27 protein-coding genes are annotated in these 23,408 nt (G+C 68.8%); 7 read left to right on the top strand and 20 right to left on the bottom strand.

Annotated elements, in window-relative coordinates; translation table 11 throughout:
* Nucleotides 1-6 precede the first annotated feature (6 nt).
* From ACIBK4_RS00585 to ACIBK4_RS00570, 4 genes are all read right to left on the bottom strand, one after another.
* Nucleotides 7-303: a DUF6317 family protein gene (locus ACIBK4_RS00585; protein ID WP_398990755.1), complete on the bottom strand. Its 297-nt coding sequence runs from the start codon at nucleotides 301-303 to the stop codon at nucleotides 7-9.
* Nucleotides 303-797 (bottom strand): SAV_915 family protein, encoded by a 495-nt coding sequence (locus ACIBK4_RS00580; protein ID WP_398990753.1) that lies wholly within the window; start codon nucleotides 795-797, stop codon nucleotides 303-305. Before ACIBK4_RS00580 ends, ACIBK4_RS00585 begins: the two co-directional genes overlap by 1 nt.
* Before the next feature lie 201 nt (nucleotides 798-998).
* A complete protein-coding gene (kstD, locus tag ACIBK4_RS00575) occupies nucleotides 999-2,774 on the bottom strand; it encodes a 3-oxosteroid 1-dehydrogenase (RefSeq protein WP_398990751.1) in 1,776 nt (591 codons plus the stop codon).
* 121 nt (nucleotides 2,775-2,895) lie between these two features.
* Complete coding sequence (locus tag ACIBK4_RS00570) at nucleotides 2,896-4,809, bottom strand: AMP-dependent synthetase/ligase (protein ID WP_398990749.1); 1,914 nt, start codon at nucleotides 4,807-4,809, stop codon at nucleotides 2,896-2,898.
* A 352-nt stretch (nucleotides 4,810-5,161) separates the two neighbouring features.
* Between ACIBK4_RS00570 and ACIBK4_RS00565 the strand changes: the two genes are divergently transcribed.
* Nucleotides 5,162-6,073: a MaoC family dehydratase gene (locus ACIBK4_RS00565; protein WP_398990747.1), complete on the top strand. Its 912-nt coding sequence runs from the start codon at nucleotides 5,162-5,164 to the stop codon at nucleotides 6,071-6,073.
* Nucleotides 6,074-6,119: 46 nt separating this feature from the next.
* Here the strand turns inward: ACIBK4_RS00565 and ACIBK4_RS00560 are convergent, their stop codons facing one another.
* The 6 genes from ACIBK4_RS00560 to ACIBK4_RS00535 form a co-directional block, all read right to left on the bottom strand.
* Nucleotides 6,120-6,755, bottom strand: a complete 636-nt coding sequence (locus tag ACIBK4_RS00560; RefSeq protein ID WP_398990745.1) for a TetR/AcrR family transcriptional regulator — start codon at nucleotides 6,753-6,755, stop codon at nucleotides 6,120-6,122.
* A gap of 47 nt (nucleotides 6,756-6,802) precedes the next feature.
* Nucleotides 6,803-7,126, bottom strand: a complete 324-nt coding sequence (locus tag ACIBK4_RS00555) for a DUF4229 domain-containing protein (RefSeq protein ID WP_398990743.1) — start codon at nucleotides 7,124-7,126, stop codon at nucleotides 6,803-6,805.
* A gap of 107 nt (nucleotides 7,127-7,233) precedes the next feature.
* Nucleotides 7,234-7,758 (bottom strand): GNAT family N-acetyltransferase, encoded by a 525-nt coding sequence (locus ACIBK4_RS00550; RefSeq protein ID WP_398990741.1) that lies wholly within the window; start codon nucleotides 7,756-7,758, stop codon nucleotides 7,234-7,236.
* A gap of 53 nt (nucleotides 7,759-7,811) precedes the next feature.
* Nucleotides 7,812-8,975 (bottom strand): aminofutalosine synthase MqnE, encoded by a 1,164-nt coding sequence (mqnE, locus tag ACIBK4_RS00545; RefSeq protein WP_327407132.1) that lies wholly within the window; start codon nucleotides 8,973-8,975, stop codon nucleotides 7,812-7,814.
* Nucleotides 8,976-9,023: 48 nt separating this feature from the next.
* The gene (locus tag ACIBK4_RS00540; RefSeq protein ID WP_019061245.1) at nucleotides 9,024-9,479 is read right to left on the bottom strand and encodes an Lrp/AsnC family transcriptional regulator; all 456 of its coding nucleotides are present in this window, start codon (nucleotides 9,477-9,479) and stop codon (nucleotides 9,024-9,026) included.
* A 73-nt stretch (nucleotides 9,480-9,552) separates the two neighbouring features.
* Complete coding sequence (locus tag ACIBK4_RS00535; protein WP_398990739.1) at nucleotides 9,553-10,188, bottom strand: UbiX family flavin prenyltransferase; 636 nt, start codon at nucleotides 10,186-10,188, stop codon at nucleotides 9,553-9,555.
* Nucleotides 10,189-10,330: 142 nt separating this feature from the next.
* Here ACIBK4_RS00535 and ACIBK4_RS00530 point away from each other — a divergent pair, with 142 nt between their 5' ends.
* A complete protein-coding gene (locus ACIBK4_RS00530; protein WP_398990737.1) occupies nucleotides 10,331-10,936 on the top strand; it encodes a rhomboid family intramembrane serine protease in 606 nt (201 codons plus the stop codon).
* On the opposite strand, the gene ACIBK4_RS00525 is transcribed toward ACIBK4_RS00530, so the two are convergent.
* From ACIBK4_RS00525 to ACIBK4_RS00515, 3 genes are read right to left on the bottom strand one after another with little or no spacing between them, the layout of a single operon-like run.
* Nucleotides 10,927-11,499: a Uma2 family endonuclease gene (locus ACIBK4_RS00525; RefSeq protein ID WP_398990735.1), complete on the bottom strand. Its 573-nt coding sequence runs from the start codon at nucleotides 11,497-11,499 to the stop codon at nucleotides 10,927-10,929. The two genes, ACIBK4_RS00530 and ACIBK4_RS00525, sit on opposite strands and share 10 nt — an antisense overlap.
* A 46-nt stretch (nucleotides 11,500-11,545) precedes the next feature.
* Nucleotides 11,546-12,448 (bottom strand): menaquinone biosynthesis prenyltransferase MqnP, encoded by a 903-nt coding sequence (gene mqnP / locus ACIBK4_RS00520; protein WP_398990733.1) that lies wholly within the window; start codon nucleotides 12,446-12,448, stop codon nucleotides 11,546-11,548.
* Nucleotides 12,445-13,896: a menaquinone biosynthesis decarboxylase gene (locus tag ACIBK4_RS00515; protein ID WP_398990731.1), complete on the bottom strand. Its 1,452-nt coding sequence runs from the start codon at nucleotides 13,894-13,896 to the stop codon at nucleotides 12,445-12,447. The genes mqnP and ACIBK4_RS00515 overlap by 4 nt, the downstream gene beginning before the upstream one ends.
* 76 nt (nucleotides 13,897-13,972) lie before the next feature.
* Between ACIBK4_RS00515 and ACIBK4_RS00510 the strand changes: the two genes are divergently transcribed.
* Together ACIBK4_RS00510 and ACIBK4_RS00505 are read left to right on the top strand one after the other, a co-directional pair.
* Nucleotides 13,973-14,272, top strand: coding sequence for a PLD nuclease N-terminal domain-containing protein (locus ACIBK4_RS00510; RefSeq protein ID WP_366435926.1), 300 nt, complete (start codon nucleotides 13,973-13,975; stop codon nucleotides 14,270-14,272).
* Between the two features lie 97 nt (nucleotides 14,273-14,369).
* Nucleotides 14,370-15,785, top strand: a complete 1,416-nt coding sequence (locus tag ACIBK4_RS00505; RefSeq protein WP_398990729.1) for a purine-cytosine permease family protein — start codon at nucleotides 14,370-14,372, stop codon at nucleotides 15,783-15,785.
* On the opposite strand, the gene ACIBK4_RS00500 is transcribed toward ACIBK4_RS00505, so the two are convergent.
* Nucleotides 15,767-16,261 (bottom strand): DUF2505 family protein, encoded by a 495-nt coding sequence (locus ACIBK4_RS00500; protein ID WP_398990727.1) that lies wholly within the window; start codon nucleotides 16,259-16,261, stop codon nucleotides 15,767-15,769. The two genes, ACIBK4_RS00505 and ACIBK4_RS00500, sit on opposite strands and share 19 nt — an antisense overlap.
* 111 nt (nucleotides 16,262-16,372) lie before the next feature.
* Nucleotides 16,373-16,720 (bottom strand): ArsR/SmtB family transcription factor, encoded by a 348-nt coding sequence (locus ACIBK4_RS00495; RefSeq protein WP_398990725.1) that lies wholly within the window; start codon nucleotides 16,718-16,720, stop codon nucleotides 16,373-16,375.
* A 145-nt stretch (nucleotides 16,721-16,865) separates the two neighbouring features.
* Between ACIBK4_RS00495 and ACIBK4_RS00490 the strand changes: the two genes are divergently transcribed.
* Complete coding sequence (locus ACIBK4_RS00490) at nucleotides 16,866-17,840, top strand: zinc-binding alcohol dehydrogenase family protein (protein WP_398990723.1); 975 nt, start codon at nucleotides 16,866-16,868, stop codon at nucleotides 17,838-17,840.
* A 101-nt stretch (nucleotides 17,841-17,941) separates the two neighbouring features.
* On the opposite strand, the gene ACIBK4_RS00485 is transcribed toward ACIBK4_RS00490, so the two are convergent.
* Genes ACIBK4_RS00485 through ACIBK4_RS00475 form a run of 3 tightly spaced genes read right to left on the bottom strand, consistent with a single transcriptional unit; the run spans nucleotide 17,942 to nucleotide 19,141 of the window.
* The gene (locus ACIBK4_RS00485; RefSeq protein ID WP_398990721.1) at nucleotides 17,942-18,124 is read right to left on the bottom strand and encodes a DUF397 domain-containing protein; all 183 of its coding nucleotides are present in this window, start codon (nucleotides 18,122-18,124) and stop codon (nucleotides 17,942-17,944) included.
* Complete coding sequence (locus tag ACIBK4_RS00480; RefSeq protein WP_398992887.1) at nucleotides 18,121-18,234, bottom strand: DUF397 domain-containing protein; 114 nt, start codon at nucleotides 18,232-18,234, stop codon at nucleotides 18,121-18,123. The genes ACIBK4_RS00485 and ACIBK4_RS00480 overlap by 4 nt, the downstream gene beginning before the upstream one ends.
* On the bottom strand, nucleotides 18,197-19,141 hold the full coding sequence (locus tag ACIBK4_RS00475) for a Scr1 family TA system antitoxin-like transcriptional regulator (RefSeq protein WP_398990719.1): 945 nt from the start codon (nucleotides 19,139-19,141) through the stop codon (nucleotides 18,197-18,199). Before ACIBK4_RS00475 ends, ACIBK4_RS00480 begins: the two co-directional genes overlap by 38 nt.
* Before the next feature lie 117 nt (nucleotides 19,142-19,258).
* Here ACIBK4_RS00475 and ACIBK4_RS00470 point away from each other — a divergent pair, with 117 nt between their 5' ends.
* On the top strand, nucleotides 19,259-19,888 hold the full coding sequence (locus ACIBK4_RS00470; protein WP_398990717.1) for a hypothetical protein: 630 nt from the start codon (nucleotides 19,259-19,261) through the stop codon (nucleotides 19,886-19,888).
* A gap of 246 nt (nucleotides 19,889-20,134) precedes the next feature.
* Here ACIBK4_RS00470 and ACIBK4_RS00465 read toward each other — a convergent pair whose 3' ends face one another.
* On the bottom strand, nucleotides 20,135-21,082 hold the full coding sequence (locus ACIBK4_RS00465; protein ID WP_398990715.1) for an NADP-dependent oxidoreductase: 948 nt from the start codon (nucleotides 21,080-21,082) through the stop codon (nucleotides 20,135-20,137).
* A 163-nt stretch (nucleotides 21,083-21,245) separates the two neighbouring features.
* On the opposite strand from ACIBK4_RS00465, the gene ACIBK4_RS00460 reads away from it, so the two are divergent.
* Nucleotides 21,246-22,232, top strand: coding sequence for a helix-turn-helix domain-containing protein (locus tag ACIBK4_RS00460; protein ID WP_398990713.1), 987 nt, complete (start codon nucleotides 21,246-21,248; stop codon nucleotides 22,230-22,232).
* A 280-nt stretch (nucleotides 22,233-22,512) separates the two neighbouring features.
* Here ACIBK4_RS00460 and ACIBK4_RS00455 read toward each other — a convergent pair whose 3' ends face one another.
* Nucleotides 22,513-23,259: a VOC family protein gene (locus tag ACIBK4_RS00455; protein WP_398990710.1), complete on the bottom strand. Its 747-nt coding sequence runs from the start codon at nucleotides 23,257-23,259 to the stop codon at nucleotides 22,513-22,515.
* Nucleotides 23,260-23,408: the final 149 nt, after the last annotated feature.

Raw genomic sequence — 23,408 nt, 5'->3', positions numbered from 1 at the left:
GATCCCTCATCCCGCCATCAGGTCTTCGAACACGCCGTGCACGTCGACGTCGTGCCGGTGGAAGGAGTCACGGGCGTACGCGACCTTGTCGCCCCGGTCGTCCAGCCGGTCGGCGAAGCCGATGTGGAGGGCGACGATGAGATCGGCGACTTCCTTGATCGCGTGGTCCAGGCCGGAGTCCCCGCCGCTGACCACGGGCGGTGCCACCTGGTCGTGCAGCTTCCGGTAGTCCGTGGCCTGGTCGTGGAACGTCGAGGCCATCGAAGTCAGGTCGCTCAGTACCGCCTTGAAGTCGGCCGACATCAGCGCACCTCCCGTGCGTAGGCGGCCAGATCGGCCGGCTGCCAGTTCCGCTGCCCCGGGGCGAGGCGCGGGTCGAGCAGCACGGTCGCCCCTTGCTCACCCATCCCTTCGGCCAGTGGCCCGATCGAGGTGGCGACCCACGGCTGGGCGTCCCCCAGCGCATCGACCAACTTCTCCAGGGTCGTGAAGGCGAAGGCCACGGTCCGGGTCAAGTCGGCGGGATGCTCGAAGAGTTCGTACGCGATGAACGGCACCCGAACCGGCCGACCGTCGTCGTACGTCGTGTCGACATGCCGCGGATGCGCCGGCACGAACACCGGCGTCTCGTACGACGGAACCCCCGGCCGCGGCCCCGGCCGCCCGTCGGCCGCCGTACCGGGCCGGGGCTCCGCCTCGGCATAGTCGAGCAGGCTCGACCGACGCGCCTCGGGCACCCCCGCCGCCGCGGGCCCCTGCGTGTAGTCAAGAAGGCGTGAACGGTTCGGCTCCCCCACCGCCGTCTCCTCTTCCCCGTTGGTCTTCGTGGTCGCTGTGGACGCATTCGCGCCATCACAGTAGCCACCGAGGAAGGGCCCAAATCCGGCTATGTCAGCCCTACAAGCCCGTTGCATGCGCAATGCATACGGCCACTTGATCCCGGCCTGGCCATCCCTTGACCGGATGATGACCAGGCCGAACCGGCAGCCCTACGACCGCTACAGCGCCCCCGCCAGATCCATCCCCGCCACATACCCGAACGTCATCGCCGGCCCGATCGTCGACCCCGCGCCCGCGTAGCTGTGCCCCATCACCGCCGCGCTCGCGTTGCCCGCCGCGTACAGACCGGGAATCACCGAACCGTCCGCCCGCAGCACCCGCGCCCGCGCGTCCGTCCGCATGCCGCCCTTCGTTCCGAGGTCGCCGGGGACGATGCGGAAGGCGTAGTACGGGGCCAGCCACAGCGGAGCCAGGCAGGAGTTGGGGAGGATCGACGGGTCCGTGTAGTAGTGGTCGTACGCGCTGTCGCCGCGCCCGAAGTCCGTGTCCTTGCCGTTCGCCGCAAGGGAGTTGAAGCGCGTGACCGTGGTCCGGAGGGCTGCCGCGGGCACCCCGATCGACGTCGCCAGCGCGTCCAGTGTCCACGCCTTGTACGCCGCGCCCGAGCTGTACCAGGCATCCGGGAACGTGAACGTCGGCAGCACGTCCCGGAACAGATACCGGTTGCGGTAGTTCTGGTCGACGATCAGCCAGGCCGGGATGTCGGGCGCGGCGGGGTTGCGGTCGTACATCGTGTGGACGACATCGCTGTACGGCGCGGCCTCGTTGACGAAGCGGGAACCGGCCTGGTTGACCAACAGGCCGCCGGGGAGGGTGCGTTCGGCGAGGCAGAAGTACGGGTCGCCGGGGAGCGGGATGGTCGGTCCCCACCAGGCGTCGTCCATCAACGCCAGGGCGGCGCCCGCCCGTTGGCCCGCCTGGATGCCGTCGCCGGTGTTCTCCTTCGCGCCCACCGTCCAGTCCGTGCCGATCGGCTGGCGCTGGTACTGGGCACGCATCGCCGCATTGTGCTCGAAGCCCCCGGAGCCGACCACCACCCCGCGCCGGGCGCGCACCAGCCCGGCGGCTCCGGCCCGCGTGACGACCGCCCCGGTGACGGCACCGCCCTCCACGTACAGGTCGGTGAGCGGGGTGTTGAGCCACACCGGCACCTGCGCGGACAGCAACCCCGCGCGCAGACCGGCGGCGAGGGACTGCCCCATGGTGAGCGGCTTCTGGCCGAGCAGCGCCGCCTTCGTCCCCCGGGCCAGGCACTCGGTGGCGACGGCCGCGCCCTTGACGCTCACCGCGGCCAGGTCGAGCCACTTGTAGTCGGCGCTGAAGACGACCATGCCCGAAGGGACCGCCAGGTAGGGCGGGTTGAGGTGGGCCAGTTCGCCGCCGAGGATGTTCCCGTCGAGCTGATCCGGTTCTATGGAACGGCCGTTGGGAAGCCCGCCCGGCAACTCCGGGTAGTAGTCGCTGTATCCCTCCATCCAGCGGAAGCGCAGCGGGCTGTTCGCCATCACGAAGGAGATCATCGCGGGACCGTGGGAGAGGAACGACTGCTGGCGGTCGGCGGGGACGTCGGCTCCTACGACCGCGGAGAGGTAGGCGGCGGCCTTGGCGGGGGTGTCCGGGACTCCGGCCGCCAGGATCACCGGGTTGTTGGGAATCCAGATCCCCGCCCCCGAACGCGCCGCCGATCCCCCGAACGTCGGCGCCTTCTCCACCACCACGCAGCTCAGCCCCTGCTTGGCGGCGGTCAGCGCGGCCGTCATCCCGGCCGCCCCCGACCCGATCACCACGACGTCATAGGTGCCGAGGAGGGGAAGATCGGCGGCACGGGCGGAATCCCGCACCCCGGTCGCCACCCCGAGCGCGGCGACCGCACCACCGGCCAACACGCGTCTACGACCGGGGAGTTGTGCGTGCGTATCCGTGCTCGGGGTCATGGCCGCTCCAGCCCTACGAGGCGATGGGCTGGGAATGTCGCGCGGGGGTCTTGGGAAGTCAATGACCAGGTCCGCACCAAACCACCTGGACGGTGGCTGGCCAAACCACCCTGAACGGTGGCTAGTTGGCGTACAGCGCCTCGATGTCCCGCGCGAACTCCTGCATCACGAACTCCCGCCGCAGCTTCATCGACGGGGTGAGGTGTCCGGCCGCCTCCGTGAAGTCCACCGGGAGAACGCTGAAGCGGCGGATCGACTCGGGCCGGGAGACCAGCTTGTTGGCCTCGTCCACGGCCCGTTGCAGGACCGCTCTCAACTCCTCGTCGTTGACCAGGAGTTCGGCCGGCACCGGGTGCTTGCCGTTCATCTGGCGCCAGTGGGTGATGCCTTCGAGGTCGAGGGTGATGAGGGCGGCGACGTAGGGGCGGCGGTCGCCGACGACCATGCACTGGGCGATCAACGGGTGGGAGCGGAGCCAGTTCTCCAGCGGGGCCGGGGCCACGTTCTTGCCGCCCGCGGTGATCAGGATCTCCTTCTTGCGGCCGGTGATGGTGAGGTAGCCGTCGTCGTCGAGGCGGCCGATGTCGCCGGTCGCGAACCAGCCGTCCTGGGACGCGGGGATCACCCCGTCGCCGTGCGGATCCCAGTAGCCCCGGAAGACCTGACCGCCGGCGAGCAGGATCTCGCCGTCGGACGCGATCCGGACCTTGGTGCCCGGCATGGGCCAACCGACCGTCCCCAGCCGGGGTTTGAGCGGCGGGGTGCAGGTCGCGGCCGCCGTCGTCTCGGTCAGGCCGTAGCCCTCGAAGATCTCGATGCCCGCGCCGGCGTAGAACGCGGCGAGCCGGCGGCCCAGCGGGGAGCCGCCGCAGATGACGTAACGGAGCTTGCCGCCAAGGGCGTTGCGGATCTTCCGGTAGACCAGCGGGTCGTAGAAGGCGCGGGCGGTCTTCAACGGGCGGGTCGGGCCCGGTCCCTTGCCGGACTGGCGGGCCTCCAGCGCCTCGCCGTAGCGGCGGGCGACGCTCGTCGCGCGGTCGAAGACCTTGCCCCGGCCGCCCTTCTCGGCCTTCGCCCGGGCGTTGTTGAAGACCTTCTCCAGCATGTACGGGATGGCCAGCAGGAAGGTCGGCTGGAAACTCGCCAAGTCGGCCAGCAGGTCTTCGGACTTGAGGCTCGCGGCATGGCCGAGGCGGACCCGGGCGCGGATGCAGGCGACCGCGACCATCCGGCCGAAGACGTGGGAGTACGGGAGGAAGAGGAGGGTGGAGGGCTCCTCGTCGGCCTTGTTCTTGAAGACGCCGTAGAGGAGTTCGATCGCGTTGTCGACCTCCGCCAGGAAGTTGCCGTGCGTGATCGCGCAGCCCTTGGGGCGGCCGGTGGTGCCCGAGGTGTAGATGACGGTGGCGAGCGTGTCGGGGAGCAACACCCCACGCCGTACGGCGACTTCGGAGTCCGGGACGGTCCGGCCCAGCTCGGCCAGCCGGTCCAGGTGGCCCTTCTCGAAGACCCACATGTGCCGCAGGTCGGGCAGCCGGGGCGTCTCCGGACCCAGCGCCGCCGCCTGGGCGACCGTCTCGGCGGCCATCGCCACCGCGCCCGAGTCCTGGAGGATCCACCGGATCTGGAAGAGCGACGAGGTCGGGTACACCGGCACGGTCACCAGCCCGGCGGCCCACGCGGCGAAGTCGAGGAGCGTCCACTCGTACGACGTCCGGGCCATGACCGCGATCCGGTCGCCCGGCGCGAGCCCCTCCGCGATCATCCCCTTGGCGACGGCCTGCACCTGCTCGGCGAACTCCACCGCCGTCACGTCATGCCAATTCCCGTCCTGGTCCTGCCTGCTGAGGACCCGGTGCTCGGGCGCCGCCGCCGCGTTCTCGAACGGCAGGTCGGCGAGCGAGCCGTGGGTCGCCGGCGGCACCAACGGCGGTACGGACACCTCCCGCACCACACCGTCCAGCCGCCGGATCTCGGGCTCGACGAGTACGGGCACGCCGTCGTAGTCGTAGCCGGGCGAGTAGGCGAGGGACATGGCAGCTCCTGTGGCGTGCAGCTTGTACCGCTCTGCTGCATTAGGTACGCATGGCGCGTACCGAGGCGTTCATCCCGGCCCGCGGCCGGGGTGTTACCTCGGGTTAGGTCGAAGATCGTACGGTGCCCTCGTGGGGGCTTCGTGCGGGTTCGGGGGTGGTACGGAGCCGGGCCTGTGCAACCTCGGCGGGTTCAGGACGCTTTGTCAGCCATACGTCGGCCGTGCGTCACCTCTGCGTCACCCATGCACCCGCCATGGACCGCCCGGCTCGCCCCACTTGGCCTTACCTGCGGTAACCTTACTGCGAAGTAAGCCGAAAAGAGCCGCCCAGGACGCCACCCGGGAGTGGGACATGGCCAACCCCTATCCGCCTCTCACCGACACCCCCGCGCTCACCCCGCTCCTCCTCCGCGGCGCCCTCCTCTCCCCCTTCAAACGGCCCCGCCCCGACGCCGAGTTCCCCCGCACCCGTCTGGTCCTGCCCGGCGTCCGCGTCGACCTGGCGAAACTCGCCGCCTACGAACGCGTCTGCGGCTTCGCCACCGGTGACGACGCCCTCCCGATCACGTATCCCCATGTCCTCGCCTTCCCGTTGGCCATGCGCCTGATGAGCTGCCGCGCCTTCCCGCTCCCGCTCCTCGGTCTGGTCCACACGTCGGTGGACATCACCCGGCACGCGGCGGTACCGGCCACAGGGGACCACGAACTCACCGTCTACGTCGAAGAGTTGGCCCCCCATCGGCGTGGCACGGAGGCGACGGTCACGACGGAGATGCGGGTGGGGGGTGAGGGCGTCGGCGGGGGTGGTGGCGGTGGCGGCAAGGTCGTATGGGAGTCACGGAGCACGTACCTCGCCCGGCACCCCCGCGCCGACATGCGGGAGGCGGGAGAAGCAGGGGAAGCGGGGGAAGCGGGCGAAGTACGGGAAGCGCGTAAGCCCTTGCCCACGATCGCCGAGTGGCGCCTCGCCGAGGACGTGGGCCGGCGCTACGGCTCCGCGTCCGGCGACCGCAACCCCATCCACCTCTCCCCGCTCACCGCCCGCCTCTTCGGCTTCCCCCGCGCGATCGCGCACGGCATGTGGACGGCGGCCCGGTGCCTGGCGGCGCGCGGTACGCCCGAATCGGCTTACGTACGGGCCGAGTTCAGGGCGCCGGTGCTGTTGCCCGGGGTGGTGGAGTACGCGGCGGAAGGCGACCGTTTCCAGCTGCGCAGCGGCAACCGCACACACGTGGACGGCGTCGTCCGACCGCTCCCTTTATGAACTCGATGAGCTGATGGGCGTTATGAGCTCGGTGAACCGATGAGCGCTACGGCGTCCACGGCCGCCCCTCCATCAACTGCCCCAGCCCCGCCCACGCGAAGTTCATCAGCGTCGCCGCCGCCTGCTTGGCGGTGACGCCCGGGGTGGCGTTCGACCAGGCGGCGAGGGACTCGGCGGCACCGACCAACGCCTCGACCAGACCGGCGACTTCATGCTCGGGGAGGTCGGGGTCACGATGCGCCTCGCGGGCGGCGACCGCGATCAACTCGGTGACGAACGCGACGAGTTCGGCGCGCATCGCGGCCACCTCGGCGGCGAAGGGCTCGCCGTGCGTACGGGCCTGGAGGTGCAACACGGCCCAGCCGTCCGGGTGTTGCGCGGTGTGCGTGAAGAACGCCCGCAGCCCGTCCCAGAGTTGGCGGTCGGCGGGCGCCCCCGTGTCCACGCCGGCCCGTACCGCCTCGGTGAGCGCCTGGCCCTCGCGCCGGATGCACGCGGTGAACAGGTCTTCCTTCGAGTTCAGGTAGAGATACACCAACGGCTTGGAGACACCGGCGAGTTCGGCTATCTCGTCCATCGACGCGGCCATGTAACCGCGCTGCCCGAAGGTCTGCACGGCGGCATCGAGCATCTGCTGCTCACGGACCGCCCGCGGCATGCGCTTGGTCTTCACGGCACCCATGGGGGCAAGGGTAGTTGGGCCCGGGGGTACCGCTGCCGACAGAACTTCTAGGAGGCCTGACCCTGCGGGTGGGACGTCGGCTGGGCAGCCGGCTGGGCGGCGTCCACCGTCTCGTCCTCCTGGTTGCGGTTGGCCTCCAGGTTGGCCTTCATCCGGTCGACCCGCTCGACGATCTGCACCGAGGCCCGGTCCCGCACCCCGCGCAGCACCACGAAGCTGATCGGCGCCGAGATCACCAGCGCCAGCAGCACGATCCACATGCCGTTGGACTCGCCGAAGCCGCGCGGGAAGACGCCGAGATAGACGAGGCCCCAGACGACGCCGAGGCAGCCCGCGAAGACTCCGAGGCGCCACAGTGTGTAGCGGAACATCTCAATCCACTCTTCCGTAACGAACAGACTTAACCGAACAGACGCAACCGAACAGTCCTACTCAGTGAAGCACGCGCCCCCACCGATCTTCGGGCGGGGTCGGCGGCTCACAGCAAGGGCAGCAACATGAAGATGTCGTCGCGATCGTCCCCGGGGGCGACCCGGATCGCGCCGGGCACCCGCCCGACCTCCTTGTAGCCGCAGGAGCCGTAGAACCGCTCCAGGCCGTGGCCGCCCCGGCAGGTGAGGCGGATCGCCTCGATGCCGTCGATGCCGCGGGCGGCCTGCTCGGCGGCGGCGAGGAGGTCGCGGCCGTAGCCCTTGCCCTGGTGGCGGGGGTGGACCATCACCGTGTAGAGCCACAGCCAGTGCAGCATCAGGCGGTGCGTGTTGAACGCGAGGAACACGGTCGCCGCGACCGTGCCCGTCTCGTCCCGGCCGACCAGGAGCCGGGTGCGGCCCTCCGCCATGGCGACGAAGTGCCGGACCAGTTCGGGCCGTATCTCGTCGACCGTGACCGGTGCGACGAAACCGACCGAGCCCCCCGCGTTGGAGACGTCCGCCCAGAGGGCGAGGATCTCCTCGCGCAGGGCGGGGGTTATCGCGGGGTCCAGTTCAAAAGTCAGTGACATGTCGGAAAGCCGTGATCGTTTCGGAAAGCCGTGATCGTTTCAGAAGGTGGTCGTCAGACCCGCATCGGCTGCGGGGACTCGCGCCGCGCCGGGTCCGGGCCGTCGTACTCGCGGATGATCTCGTACCGCGTGTTCCGCTCGACCGGCTGGAAACCGGCGTCGCGGATCAGGTCGAGGAGGTCGTCGCGGGTGAGCTTGTTCGGTGTGCCGTAGTTGTCGGCGTCGTGCGTGATCTTGTACTCGACGACCGAGCCGTCCATGTCGTCCGCGCCGTGCTGGAGGGCGAGTTGGGCGGTCTGGACACCGTGCATGACCCAGAAGACCTTGACGTGCGGGACGTTGTCGAAGAGGAGGCGCGAGACCGCGAAGGTCTTGAGAGCCTCGGCGCCCGTCGCCATCTGGGTCCGCGCCTGAAGGCGGTTGCGGACCTTCCCGTCCTTCATGTCCACGAAGTCGTGCTGGTAGCGCAGCGGGATGAAGACCTGGAAACCGCCGGTCTCGTCCTGGAGTTCGCGCAGCCGCAGCACGTGGTCCACGCGGTGGCGCGGCTCCTCGATGTGGCCGTAGAGCATGGTGCACGGGGTCTTCAGACCCTTCTCGTGCGCCAGCCGGTGGATGCGCGACCAGTCTTCCCAGTGCGTCCGGTGGTCCACGATGTGCTGGCGGACCTCCCAGTCGAAGATCTCCGCGCCGCCGCCGGTGAGGGATTCGAGCCCGGCGTCGATGAGCTCGTCGAGGATCTCGCTCGCGCTCAGCCCGGAGATGGTCTCGAAGTGGTGGATCTCCGTGGCCGTGAAGGCCTTGAGGGAGACCTCCGGGAGGGCCTTCTTCAGCTCGCTCAGCGACCGGGGGTAGTAGCGCCAGGGGAGGTTCGGGTGCAGGCCGTTGACGATGTGCAGCTCGGTGAGGTTCTCGCCCTGCATCGCCTTCGCGAGCCGGACGGCCTCCTCGATGCGCATCGTGTACGCGTCCTTCTCGCCCGGCTTGCGCTGGAACGAGCAGTAGGCGCAGGACGCGGTGCACACGTTGGTCATGTTCAGGTGGCGGTTGACGTTGAAGTGGACGACATCGCCGTTCTTCCGCGTCCGCACCTCGTGCGCGAGTCCGCCCAGCCAGGCCAGGTCGTCCGACTCGTACAGCGCGATGCCGTCCTCACGGGACAGCCGCTCACCGGAGCGGACCTTCTGCTCCAGCTCGCGCTTGAGCCCGACATCCATGCCCATACCTCTTCCTAAGACAGCTTGCTAAACGGTACGCCTATGCCGCTACGCCTCTTCGGGCAGCTCTCCGACCCGGTTCTCCCACTTCGTGGAGAGCACGATCGTGGTACGGGTCCTGGAGACTCCCTTGGTCCCGCTGAGCCGCCGGATGGTCTTCTCCAGGCCGTCCACGTCAGGTGCCCGCACCTTCAGCATGAACGAGTCCTCGCCCGCGATGAACCAGCAGTCCTCGATCTCGCCGAGGTCCTTCATGCGGCGCGCGACGTCCTCGTGGTCGGCGGCGTCGGAGAGCGAGATGCCGATCAGGGCGATGACGCCGAGGCCGAGCGAGGCCGAGTCGACGGTCGCGCGGTAACCGGTGATGACGCCGGCCGCCTCCAGCCGGTTGATGCGGTCGGTGACACTGGGTCCCGACAGGCCGACGAGGCGCCCCAGCTCCGCGTAGGAGGCCCGGCCGTTCTCTCTCAGGGCCTGGATGAGCTGCCTGTCCACCGCGTCCATGCGATCGATTGCCTTCCGGTGATGACGATGTCGATGAAGTTGCCGATGAAGCTGAATGAGTGGGTGCTGTAAGTCAGTCGGCGGTGCGGAAGCCGGCCCCGAGGTCGCCCTTCCACCGCCGGTACAGATCGTGTTCGACCCCCGCCGAGTCCAGGACCCGCCCGGCGACGAAGTCCACCAGGTCCTGGATGTGGGTGGCGCCGGCGTAGAACCCGGGCGAGGCGGGCACCACGGCCGCCCCCAGGTCGTCCAGGGTCACGAGGTGCCGCAGCGTCTGCCCGTTCAACGGCGTCTCGCGTACGGCGACCACCAGCTTGCGCCGCTCCTTGAGGGTGACGCTCGCCGCCCGCTGCAACAGGTCCTTGCTCAGCCCGAGGGCGATCCCGGCGACGCACGCGGTCGACGCGGGCACGACGATCATCCCCTTCGAGGGGTACGACCCCGAGGACGGCCCCGCCGCGAGGTCGCCCGCGCTCCAGTGCCGTACGCCATCGATGTCGGGATGGAAGGTGCCGGGCTTGCCGTCGGCGCCGCGGGCCAGCCATTCCCGCAGGTCGTCCTGCCAGTGCGCGTCCCTGAACGCGATCCCCGTCTCGTCGAGCAGCGTGAGCCGGGACGCGCGGGACACCACGAGGTCGACGCTCTCGCCGGCGTCGAGGAGCGCGCGCAGGACGGCAGCCGCGTATGGGGTGCCGGAAGCGCCGGACACCCCTACGATCCAAGGCGTACGCGGCGTCTCTCCTGGCTTGACTGGGTTCACGACACCGAGCCTAGCTGGCGTCGCGGGGCGGGAACCGGCCAAGGGTGCCGGGGCGTTCTTCTGTGAGGACGCGTGGACTGTGGGGGGTGCCATGTCCGGTACGGAGTTGGAGTGGTCGCAGGGCGACCGCGCGAAGGCCGCGGCCAAGCTGATGGTGGGCTGGGTCGCGCTGTTGTGGCTGCTCGAAGTGGTGGACGTGGTGTCCGGCCACGCCCTCGACAGCCTCGGAATCGTCCCGCGCGAGCCGTCCGAACTGATCGACGTCGTCCCGGCCGCGTTCATCCACTTCGGCTTCGCGCATGTCGCGGCGAACAGCGTCCCGCTGCTGGTGTTCGGCTTCCTGGCGGCACTGGGCGGCATCCGCCGCTTCGTGCTGATGTGCGCGCTGATCATCGTCGCGGACGGCCTCGGCGTGTGGCTCATATCCCCGGCCCACACGAACACGGCGGGCGCATCGGGCCTGATCTTCGGCCTCTTCGGCTTCCTCCTGGTGAGCGGCTTCGCGGAACGCCGCCCACTGGGCATCGTCGTAGGCCTGCTGCTCGGCGCGGTATGGGGCGGCTCGATCCTGTTCGGCCTGGCACCCACGCAGTCGGGGGTCAGCTGGCAGGCGCACCTGATCGGGTTGGCGGCGGGGGTGGGGGCGGCGTTCGTGTTCCGGCGGCGGCCCGTCGGACGTGGGGTGGTTCAGGCCTGACGGCGGGCTTTCGGGTCCACCGGGAGGTGAGCTGTGGGGATCGTCAGCTTGCCCAGGGGGGAGTCGACGGTCAGGTCGGGGCCGTAAGGGGCGATGTCACGACCCCGGTAGCCGTCAAGGCCTGGGTTCCACATCATGACCGCGTGGCCCTGCAAGGGGTCGAGAATCACGTAATTGGCGATGCCCCGGGAGGCGTACCAGCGGGGCTTGATCTCGTAGTCGCGACGGACGCTTTCCGGCGACACCACTTCAGCCACGAACTCGATCAGATCAGCCGGGTAGGAGCTGCGATTCTCGTCCTCCGCCTCGGCCGGGATGACTGCGATGTCCGGGCAGAACTCGTTGGCCTCGTCGAAGGGGAACGCCACATCGCTCACCAGCGCCCACTCCGGCGGAAGCTGTCCCTCAAGGCTCGCTGACACCCTCAGAATCGTTTTCCCGTGGAACGGCCTGACCGGGTTCATCACGATGCTGCCCTCGACAATCTCCGTCAGATAGCCGGGGAACATGTCCTCCAGCTTGCTGAGCTGCGAGTGCAGGCGGTCAAGGTCCGAGACGGTCACGGTGGCCTCCCTGGGGTCCTGCCCTCGATGGTAGGCCGCACGCTACTCACACGGTCAGACCCCGAACCAGAAGATCGAGAAGCGCGCACACGAACAGGGCAATCCCGATGAACCCGTTGACGCTGAAGAACGCCCGGTTCAACCGCGAGAGATCATGGGGCCGGACGATCGAGTGCTCGTACAGGAACGCGCCCGCGACGATCAGCAGGCCGAACCAGTAGAAGGCGCCGGCGCCGGTCGCCGCGCCGTACCAAGCCAGCAGGGCCGTCGTGATCGTGTGGCAGACGCGGGCGCCCCAGATCGACGCCGGGATGCCGAAGCGGGCCGGGACCGACATGACGCCGATCTCGCGGTCGGTCTCGATGTCCTGGCAGGCGTAGATCAGGTCGAAGCCGCCGATCCAGATGCCGACGGCGAGACCGAGGATCACCGCGTCCCAGGACCACTCGCCGGTGATCGCGAGCCAGCCGCCGATCGGGCCCATCGCCTGGGCGAGACCGAGGATGGCCTGGGGAAAGTTCGTGAACCGCTTGCCGTACGGATAGACCACCATCGGGATCACCGCGATGGGCGCCAGGGCCAGGCAGAGGGGGTTCAGGAGCGCCGCCGAGCCCAGGAAGACCACCAGGGCGACGAGCGCGCCCGTCCACGCGTGCTTCACCGACATCGCGCCGGTGACCAGCTCGCGGTGGGCGGTGCGCGGGTTACGGGCGTCGATCTCGCGGTCGATGATCCGGTTGACCGCCATCGCGAACGTCCGCAGGCCCACCATGCAGATGGTGACCAGCAGCAGCCGCCCCCAGTGGATGTTCCCGTCCAGCTCGAACATCGCGGTCAGCGCGGCGATGTAGGCGAAGGGCAGGGCGAAGACGGAGTGCTCGATCATGACGAGACGTAGGAACGCCTTGGTGCGCCCCGGCTGCGGGATCGCGGCAGACGCGCTGCTCACAGTCCGTACTCCTTCCACCGGCGGTCGACCTTCGCCGCCGTCTCCGGGTCGGACAGCACCATCTCGGGCCAGCCGCCGTCCCGCGTGTAGCCCTCCTCGGGCCACTTCCTCGTCGCGTCGATCCCCGCCTTGCCGCCCCAGAACTGCTGGTAGGAGGCATGGTCGAGATGATCGACGGGTCCTTCCACGACCGAGAGATCGCGGGCGTAGTCCGTGTTGCCGAGGGCCCGCCACGCGACCTCGTGCAGATCGTGGACGTCGCAGTCGGCGTCGACGACCACGATCAGCTTGGTCAGGGACATCATGTGCGCACCCCAGACCGCGTGCATCACCTTCTGCGCGTGCTTCGGGTACTTCTTGTCGATGGAGACGATCGCGCAGTTGTGGAATCCGCCCGCTTCGGGCAGGTGGTAGTCCACGATGTCCGGCACGATGATCTTCAGCAGGGGGAGGAAGAAGCGCTCCGTCGCCCGCCCCAGCGGTCCGTCCTCCGTCGGAGGCCGGCCTACGACGATCGACTGAAGCAACGGCCGCTTCCGCATCGTGACGCAGTCGATGGTGAGGGCCGGGAAGGGCTCCTGCGGCGTATAGAACCCGGTGTGGTCCCCGAACGGCCCCTCCGGCAGCATCTCGCCGGGCTCCAGCCACCCCTCGATGACGACCTCGGCCTGCGCCGGCACCTGCAACGGCACGGTCTTGCAGTCGACCATCTCGATCCGCTTGCCCGCGATGAACCCGGCGAAGAGGTACTCGTCGATGTCACCGGGAAGGGGCGCCGTCGAGGCGTACGTCACGGCGGGCGGACACCCGAAGGCGATCGCGACCGGCAGCCGCTCCCCCCGCCTCGCGGCCACCTGGTAGTGATTCCGGCTGTCCTTGTGGATCTGCCAGTGCATGCCGATCGTGCGCTTGTCGTGCCGCTGGAGCCGGTACAGCCCGAGATTCCGGACCCCGCTCTCCGGGTCCTTCGTATGCGTGAGCCCGAGATTGAAGAAGGACCCGCCGTCCTGCGGCCAGGTGAAGAGCGCGGGCAGGTCGTCGAGGTCGACGTCGTCACCCGTGAGCACCACCTCCTGCACCGGCGCGTCCTTGACCTTCTTCGGCGGTACGTGGGTCATCGACCCGAGCTTCCCGAAGGCGTCCCGCACGCCCACGAACCCCTGCGGCAGTTCGGGCCGCAGCAGCCCGCCGATCTTGTCGGAGATGTCGCCGTACGACTTCAGCCCGAGGGCCTTCAGCAGCCGCCGGTCGGTCCCGAACACATTCATGGCGAGGGGCATCGACGACCCCTTCACCTTCTCGAAGAGAAGCGCGGGTCCGCCGGCCTTCTGCACCCGGTCGACGATCTCCCCGACCTCCAGATAGGGGTCCACCTCGGCCTTGATGCGCTTGAGGTCTCCCTCGCGCTCCAGTGCCCTGAGCAGGGAGCGAAGATCGTCGTAAGCCATGTGTCCAAGTATCTGCCACCCGCTAACCTGACCCCGTCACCGGGGCCGTCTCACCCATCAGGAGAATCTCGCCGCCATGCTCAGGTATCTGCCCTTCCTGCTGGTCCTGGCCCTGTGGATCTACGCCTTCGTGGACTGCCTGAACACGCCCGAGGAGGACGTGCGGGGCATGCCGAAGCTCGCGTGGGTGTTCGTGATCCTGCTCTTCGGCGAGGTGCTGGTCGGCCCGATCGCATGGCTGATCGCGGGCCGGGCGCGCCGCACCGGGGCCGAGGCGACGGCCGCGCCGGGCCGGTGGATCGCGCCGGACGACAACCCCGAGTTCCTGAAGTCCCTGAACAAGGACGACCTCAAGGACGACCCGAAGGCCGAGTGACGCGAGGCGATACGTGCAGGTTGTACGCCGGTGAGCGGCCCGGTACGGACAATGCGCCTCTGGGCCCGGACCGGCAGGAACCGGACACTTACCTCGCATGACGACTGCTCCCGCCGAATCGACCGGCACCCTCGCCCCCGAATACGGTGACAAGGTCATCGCCGTAGAGACGGCCGGTGCCGAGCCCATCCCCGACGCCGAACGCCACGGCAGCCCGCTCCAGCTGCTCTGGACCTGGGCCTCCCCGAACATCGAGTTCGCGACCGTCTACATCGGCGTGATCTCGGTCCTCTTCTTCGGCCTGTCCTTCTGGCAGGCGACCGCGGCGATCGTCCTGGGCACGGCCCTCGGCGCGATCACGCAGGGCTTCCTCTCCCTGGACGGCCCCCGCTTCGGCGTCCCGCAGATGGTGATCGGCCGCTTCTCCTTCGGCTTCCGCGGCAACATCCTCCCGTCGGCGGCCAACGGCCTTGTGGCGGGCGTCGGTTGGTTCGCGGTGAACAGCGTGAGCGCGGCGTTCGCACTGAACACACTGACGGGTCTACGTCCCCTGCCGTCGCTGTTGCTCGTAGTAGTCGCGGAGATCCTGATCGGCTTCATCGGCCACAACTTCGTGCACACCTTCGAGAAGTACGCGTTCCCGGCGCTCGCGCTGATCTTCGTGCTGGCCGGCATCTGGACGTTCAAGGACGCACACCTGGGCGGAGGCGGCACGGGCGGCGGCGTAGGCGGCTTCCTCCTCGCGCTCAGCGCGGCGTGGGGCTACGCGGCGGGCTGGAACCCGTACGCCACGGACTACTCGCGCTATCTCCCCCGCACGGCGAACAAGTTCAGGACGATCCTGTACCCAGCGCTGGGCCTGTTTGTGTCGGTGACGTTCGTGGCGGTGATGGGAGCGGCCTCGGCAACACTCCTGGCCCCCAAGGACGCGACGCCCACGGCGGCCTTCACCGGCCATCTCCCGTCCTGGCTCGGCAACTTGGTGCTGATCGCGATCATCCTCGGCGCGATCTCGGCGAACGCGCTGAACGTCTACTCCGGCGCGATCTCCCTCACGGCGCTCGGCCTGAAGCTCCCGGCATGGCTGAACCGCAGCGTCCTGGTCGTGGTGTCCGGGGTCGCCGGTACGGCGGCGGCGTGGGCGTCCCTGTCCGACGCGGGTTCGGCGTACGAGGCGTTCCTGCTGGTGATCGCGTACTGGGTGGCGCCGTGGCTGGGCGTGGTGCTGGTGGAGCGCTGGTACCAGTCCCGCGGCACGACGACGACGGAGCAGCTGGCCCCTCGCCTGACCGACCCCACCTTCACCAACTGGCCCGGCCTGGCAGCCCTGTTGATCGGCATCGGGGTATCGGTCCCGCTCTTCTCCAACCAGGAGGACTACGTCGGCTACGTCCCGAAGCACTGGCCGTCGTTCGGGGACAGCACGCCGATCGTGGGGTTCGTGCTGAGCGCGGTGCTGTACGTGGCGTTCACGCGCATCGCCGGCCGGACCGCTCAAGCCAACGAGGCCTGACGGTTGTAGAACGCGACGGTCCGGTCCCACTCCTCGCGCAGGTTCTTCTCCATGGAGCTCTCCAGCAGGCCGCCTACGCCGAAGATCTTCGCCTCATAGGTGAGTTCGACGCGGAGGCGGCTGCGGACGGCGTCGCTGTCCTCGGCCGTCAGATGGCCCTCGTGGCGAATCTTGTCCGCCAGACTGCTCGGCGTGACCTTCCAGGTCCACAGCCGGTCGGCCTTCTCGAAAGTCCCGTCCTCGGCCTCACTGAAGTTGGCGCCGAGCAACTTGGCGACGGGGGGCGGCAGTTGCAGTGACCGCTGGAACACGGTGCGCCGGACCACCCGCTCCTCACTCTCACGCCGCCCCGACATCGAGTAGCCCTTGTACGCCAACTCGCCCTTGTACAAGTCCTCTTCACGCGCCGAATCAAGAAACCAGGCGAAGAACCCGTCGGGAGCACCGGCCACGTCATAGGTCAGGGTGAACTTCATACACGCAAAGTATCAGCCTGGCCACTCCCTGTAATCACCCTTCAACGTACGCCAGAACAACCGAAGTTGACGCCGGAGCAGGGGCGGTGACGCCGGAGCGGGCAAACGGGTTCAGGCCCGGCCGTCCTTCCGCAGCACAAGGTCCAGCAGCCCGGGAAACCGACCCTCGAACTCCGCCCTTCGCAGCCGGTTGACCCGCCTCGGCCCTTCGTCACGCTGCTCCACGATCCCCGCGCCGCGCAACACGGCGAAGTGATGACTCAGCGCGGCCTTGCCGACGGGCACGTCGAAGCTGCCGCAGGTACGGGTCCAGTCGGCGGACCCCGCCAACTCCCTTACGAGGGTGAGGCGTACGGGGTCGGCGAGCGCGGCGAGGGCGAGCTGGACGGGGACGTCGTCGGGGTGGGCGTGCTCGGGCGCGGCCCGATGACTTCCGGTGGTGCCGTCTCGCTGCGCCATGCCGACCTCCGCTCCCTCTTACCCGCTTACTCGTTCTCGCGCGATCCCACTCGATCCCACTCGCTCCCGCTTGCGGGGTGTTCGATGAAAACCATACACTCGCGAGTGTTCGCTTTTCATTGAACAGTCGAGCGGGGAGTCCGGCATGCGCGCGGTCGAGATCCAGGAATACGGCGGCCCCGAGGTCCTGAAGGTCGTGGAGACGGAGACACCGCGCCCCGGCCCCGGCCAGGTGAGCGTGGACGTGGCGTACAGCGGGGTGAACTTCGCCGACCTCAAGGCGCGGGGCGAGGGATACCGGGTGCCAAGTCTCCCTTTCGTACCGGGACTTGAGGTATCGGGCCGGGTACGGGAGATCGGCCCCGGCGTCGAAGGTCTCACCGTGGGCCAGGAGGTGGCGGCCCTGACGGCGGGCGGCGCGTACGCGGAAGTGACCGTCACCGACGCGACGACCGTCTTCCCGCTCCCCGAGGGCGTGGACCTCCGCACGGCGGCCACACTCCCCACGGTCCTCCCGACCGCGTACGCCCTCGTCCACACCGTCGGCCGCCTCCAGCCCGGCGAGACGCTGCTCGTGCAGGGCGCGGCGGGCGGAATCGGCACGGTGGTGGGGCAGTTGGCGCGGGCGGCGGGGGCCGGGGCGGTGTACGGGGTCGTATCGAGCGCGGGGAAGGCGGAGTTCGCGCGGCGGTACGGCTACGACGCGGTGTTCGTGGGCGAGTTCGAGACGCCGGTGCGGGCGGCGACGGCGGGGCGCGGGGTGGACCTGGCCCTGGACCCGGTCGGCGGCGAGACGTTCCGCGCCGGTCTGGCCTCCCTCGCGACCTACGGCCGCCTGGTCTCCTTCGGCAACGCGAGCGCGGCGAGGCCGTGGCAGGTGGACCAACCTCAGCTGTACGCCGGCGCCCTGTCCGTCTCCGGCTTCTCGATCCTGACCCTGGCCCAGAACGACCCGGCAGCCCTACGAGCCCTGACCGAGCGGGCGTTCGCGACGGTGGTCGCGGGCACGGTGTCCTTGCCGGTGACGGCGGAGTTCGGGTTGGAGGAGGCGGCGAAGGCGCATCGGGTGATGGGGGCGCGGACGAGTACGGGGAAGTTGTTGATCAGGGTGGCGGATTGAGGGTTGTCCGTCTGCGGGCTGGTGGGGGCTGGTCGCGCCCGCGCGGCGGAGCCGCAAATGTCTCAGCCCCGCGCCCCTAGAGGGTGCCTCACTGACCCCACTCAGCAGCCGAACCCGTTGTCACGGACGGTCGACACAAAAGCCGACCAGGCGGAACGGGTGATCGTCAGCACGGGGCCGTCTACGACCTTGCTGTCACGTACGGGTACGACGGGGAGAGCGGGGGCGATTTCCACGCAGTTGCCGCCGTTGTCGTCGCTGTAGCTGCTCTTGACCCAAGTCACCGGAGCGTCTCCGTGAACGCGGACCAAGCAGCGCGAGTGACGACCAGCACCGGGCCCTCGACGACCTTGCTGTCACGCACCGGCACCACGGCGGGGAAAGCGGGGGCGATTTCGACGCAGTTGCCGCCGTTGTCGCCGCTGTAGCTGCTCTTGATCCAGGTCGCCGCGCCGAGTTCGTGCGTGTTCATGGTGCTCGTAACCCTCCATCACGTCGCTGATCAGAGCGGCGGATTCGCGGGCTGACGGGATGTCCGCCCTGAGCACATCATAGGCCTGACTGTGGCGCGCGAAGATGGCCGGATCATTGTTGAAGTGGCCGCTATCCAGGGACTCCGAGTACACCCAGCGCCCATCCGGCAGCTCGATCAGCGACATCGAGTTGCGGGGGCGGATGATCCCAAATAGACCCGCCGGAGCCACCTGGATACGGATGTTGGGGCGCTGTCCGACAGTCAGCAGATGAGCGCACTGGTCCCGCATGGCCTCCGGACTGCCCACGACGTTACGCAAGCAACTCTCGTCCAGAACCGCGACGTAGAGCGGCCCGTCGTCGGCCAGGAAGCGCGGCTGACGACTCAACCGGGCCCGGACCCGCGACTCGACCTCATCAACGTCCGTACCGCTACGGCTGAACAGCGCATGCGCATAGCCCGGCGTCTGCAACAGGCCCGGGATGACCTGGTCCTGATACTCCCTCAGGGCGACAGCCTTCGCGTCCATCTCAGCGCGCCGCTCGAACCAATCCGGATGCTGAACCTCGGGGTACCAGTCGATCTGGCGCCACATCCGCCGCAACGCCCCACCCGTGCGCAGGATTTCGTCGCAGTTCTTCGCGAACGACTCCTGCGGGACCCGCGTCCCCGCCTCGATCTTGGCCACATGCGAACGGTCGCAGTGGAGTTGGCGGGCCAGCGCCTCCTGCGTGAGCAACTCGGTCTCTCGATAGAACCGGAGTAAGTCACCGAACAGCACCGCGTTACTGACCCCGCCCGTGGCCTCCGCATTGCGATAGGTCACCGAACTCGCCTCCCCTCCGTGGCAATAGCCCAATGGCACGCGCCAGGCATTGATACGGACCGTTCCCCTAGGCGACTCTCAATACACCCAGAGTGATGAAGTGGCCCCGGAGTGAACATGGTTGAGCCGATCCCGAACCAGATCGAACAAGGAACGCTCGTCTACGACATCAGTACGAACAGGGTGGGTGAGTACCGAGGCAAGGCAGGCCCCTACGCGATGCTGCGCCCCCTCGGCGGTGGCCGCGAATGGGAAGCCGCCCCGCAAGCCGTACGCCCGGCAACACCCCAGGAACGCCTGATCGCCAACGTGAAGGCCGCCAACTCCCGCTCCTGGGTGGGCAATTCCGTCCCGTACGACATCACCACACCCCCCTCCCCCATCCCCGACTGCCAGCCCTGTGCCCACCTCGCCGACCTCCGGGACGACGCCCGCGCCCGCAACGACGGCACCGCCGAAACCGACGCGAACGTCCTGCTCCGCCGACACCAGCACCGCGACCACGAGGTCCAACACCGCCGCGTCTTCCGCTACGTCCCGTACGCGATCGTCCAAGACCCCACGGCTGAACCGGAATACGAGGCCCGCTGCGTCTCCGGCGACGACTCCGACTGCGACGCCACGTCTGGGCCGTACGGCAACCCGGGCGACGTAGAGGAATGGCAACGCAAGCACACGCAGGAGACCCGGCATACGCGTTACCGCCGCAGCTTCGCGGATTACGCGGTGTTGGAGCCGCAGGGCTAGAAGTGGGCGCCTATTGGTACGTGGACGTTGGACCACTCGCTTCTTTGCCAGTGTCGGGCTTCCACGGCCCGAAAGAACGGGTGCCCAGGTGTGAACTCCCTTGCCTGTATTGCGTTCTGGGCCGGTGTGAGGGGTGCGGGGGCGGGCCGCCGCCGTCGGGGATCATCGGGGTCGTCTCCGTAAAGGGTCAGTCGGGTGGGCCGGGTGAGCCGCGCGGACCGGTGAGCCGGATGGGCCGGGTGGGCGTCAGGCGTCTGCCGTGATGACGATCTTGCCGCTGGGCAGTGCGCCCGCTGCGGCCTCGGCGTGCACGGTCGGCAGCTCGGCCAGGGGCACTCGCCGGGCTACCTCGACACGCAGCTCGCCGCCGTCGACCAACTCCACCAAGCGCGACAGTTGCTCCGCGTCGCTGCGGACGAACAGGTCGATGCCGCGTACGCCGCGCTCCTCGTCGGTGGGCGCGGGCATCCACACCGTGGTGTTGACCAGGACACCGCCGGGGCGGATCAGGCCGAGGAGTGCGGCCAGTTGGGCCGGTTCGACCGGGGCGAGGTTGAGTACGACGTCGACCGGATCGCTCACCGCCGTGACGACGTCGGCGGTGGTCGTGTGGTCGATGACCTCGTCCGCGCCCGCGGCCGTGACGCGCAGGCTGCTGCGCGGGCCGGCCGTGGCGATCACGTGGGCGCCCGCCTGCTTGGCCAGCTGCATGGCGTAGCCGCCGACCGCTCCGCCCGCGCCGTTGATCAGCACGCGCTGCCCGCTCGTCAGCTCGGCGTGCTCGAACAGTGCCTGCCACGCGGTCAGGCCCACCAGCGGCAGCGCGGCCGCGTCGGACAGCGCGACACTCTTGGGCGCCGGCGTCAGGGCCTCGGCCGGTGCCACGACGTACTCCGCGGCGGCGCCCGGTCCCGCCATCGGCAGGAAGCCGACGACCTGGTCCCCGACCTGGATGCCGGTCACGCCCTCGCCGAGCTCGTCGACCGTGCCGGCGACGTCGATGCCGGGGGTGTGCGGCAGCGTCACGGGGATCGGCCCCTGCATGAAACCCGCGCGGATGTTGGCGTCGACCGGGTTGAACGACGTCCCCGCGACACGGACCCGCACCTGCCCGGTGCCGGGGACCGGCTGCTCCACGTCCTCGAAACGCAGGACATCCGGGTCGCCGTACTGGTGGAAACGCACTGCCTTCATAGTTAGTTCTTCTCACTTTCGCCCGCGGGGGCACGGTCGGCAGGCGGTAGATCGTTGCGGAGGTCGAAGCGCCACCCAGCGTAGGAACAGGCGTACGAGGAGCGGGTGTACCTTCGCGACGCGGAATGGGATTCCGGCGACATCCTCATCGGGCGGAGGACACATGACGAGCAGGCCGAGTTTCCGTGGCCCGGGCGGCAAGGTGGGCACGTTCAGTGTCGACGCCGACTCCACGGGCCCCGGCCGGGGAACGTGGGAGCCGTTCATCGAGACCTGGAACGACCGGATGGGAGACCAGTACCCGCTGCCGGAATTCAGCGCCTCCACGGTCGACGGCTTCCAGGGAACGATGCGCTCGGTGGCCCTGGAGGACACCGCCGTCAACGAAATGTGGGCATCCTCAGCCGTCAGCACCCGGGCGGTCGGAACGCACGAGCACGACGAGATCAGGCTGTACGTCGGACTGCGCGGCGCGGTGGCCTTGCAGGACCCGCACGATCAGGGCGGTGACGCGTACGTCTCGGCCGGCACCTACTTCATGCACCACGTCGTGACGGAGAACCACTTCCACACCACCCCCGTGATCGGCACCCGCATCTTCATCTTCCCCGGCGACGCCCTGCGCTCCCTGGTCGCCGGGAACCCGCGCACCGGCCGCGCCACCTCCCCCGCCGCCCAGATCCTCATGGCACACACCAGCGCGGTGCAGCGGACGGTGGGCGACCTGGGCCCGGCGGCCGCGCACGCATCCCGCAACGCCCTGCTCGAACTCGCCAAAGGCCTGATCCTCGACCACTTCGACGACCACGAGCCCACCTTCACCCCGGCCCTCGCCCAAGCGGCCAAGGACCTCGCCGACGCCCAACTCACCAACGCCGACTTGTCGCCGCCCGCGATAGCCGCACAACTACACGTCTCCGTACGCACCTTGCAGCGAGCCTTCGCAAGCCTGGACGAGTCGTTCAGCACCTACATCCGCCGCCGACGCCTGGAAGCAGCGGCCGAGGCACTCACCACCCCCGGATCACAGCTCACCATCTCCGAGGCCGCCGCACGCTGGCACTTCACCGACAGCAGCCACTTCATCCGCGCGTTCAAGAACCAGTACGCCGCAACCCCAGCCCAATTCGCACGCCACCGCCGGGCGTAACAGCCCAGGGACCTCCTGGCCAGGGCGCCTCCTGGCGAGTGCCCCTCTCTGGAAGCCGGGGTCATTTCTAACCGGTCAACGGTCGCGACGGCGGTTAGTTTCACCCCCAGCTTCCAGCAACTACCCACCCAGGGTTGGCCGCTGAGCCGACCCGGCGTGCTGGCGAGACGCGACCGCAGGGAGCGCCCTTTACTCGGGCCGCGGAAGCCCGACACTGCCAAAGAAGCGAGTGGCCCAACGCCCACGCCTCCAACCACCGTGACACCAACAAGCCCCCGAGTCAGGGCAGAGAACCAGCAAGGACGCAGAACTCGTGCCCTTCCGGATCGACCAGACACGTCCACGGAACATCACCCTGCCCGAGATCGAGATCCCTCGCCCCAAGCCCCTTCAACCGCTCCACCTCCGCCGCCTTGTCGTCACCGGGATACGGCATCAGATCAAGATGGACGCGATCAGCCACGGCTTTGACACCAGGCACGCGAAGGAACTCCAGATACGGCCCGACCCCCGCGGCGGAACGCAACGAGGCCTGGTCGTCGGAGACTTCAAGAACATCCCAGTCCATCGCCTCGCCCCAGAACCGCGCCATGCCCCGAGGATCCACACAGTCGACGACCACCGCAGCGATCGGCCCGGTGTCCCGATAGATCTCCCGAGGCTCCAGCACACAGAACTCGTTGCCTTCCGGATCACCGAGCACGGTCCACGGCACATCCCCCTGCCCCACATCGACGGGCGTCGCGCCGAGGGACCGTAGACGCGCGATCAAGTCCGCCTGGTGCGTGGCGGACGTGGTGGCGAGATCGAGGTGCAGCCGATTCTTCGTAGAGGTCTTGGACTCCGGAACCGGCACGACGTCGATACCAAGGCCGACCGGCTCGGGCCAGACACGACCGCCACCGGGCCCGACGTAGGTGGTCACACCGGGGCTGAAGACACTCCAGCCGAGCGCCTCCCCCCAGAACCGCCCAACCGCCAAGCCGTCAACTGCCTTGATATTCACCTGAACCGGACGCAACGCCATGCCGCCGATCCTATGCACCCCCACACAAAACCCACCGCACAAAGCCCACCGGACCCACGGCCATCCGTATCCCCCGAGACGGACGGACGCGGGCCCGGCTACCACCAAGTCTGGACCGCCGGATGACCAGACCGGAAGAGGATTCCAGA

The sequence above is a fragment of the Streptomyces sp. NPDC050528 genome (genome assembly GCF_044457795.1).
In the GTDB taxonomy this organism is placed as follows: domain Bacteria; phylum Actinomycetota; class Actinomycetes; order Streptomycetales; family Streptomycetaceae; genus Streptomyces.
Note: the sequence above shows the minus strand (reverse complement) of the source record. Positions and strands in the feature narration are given on the sequence as shown.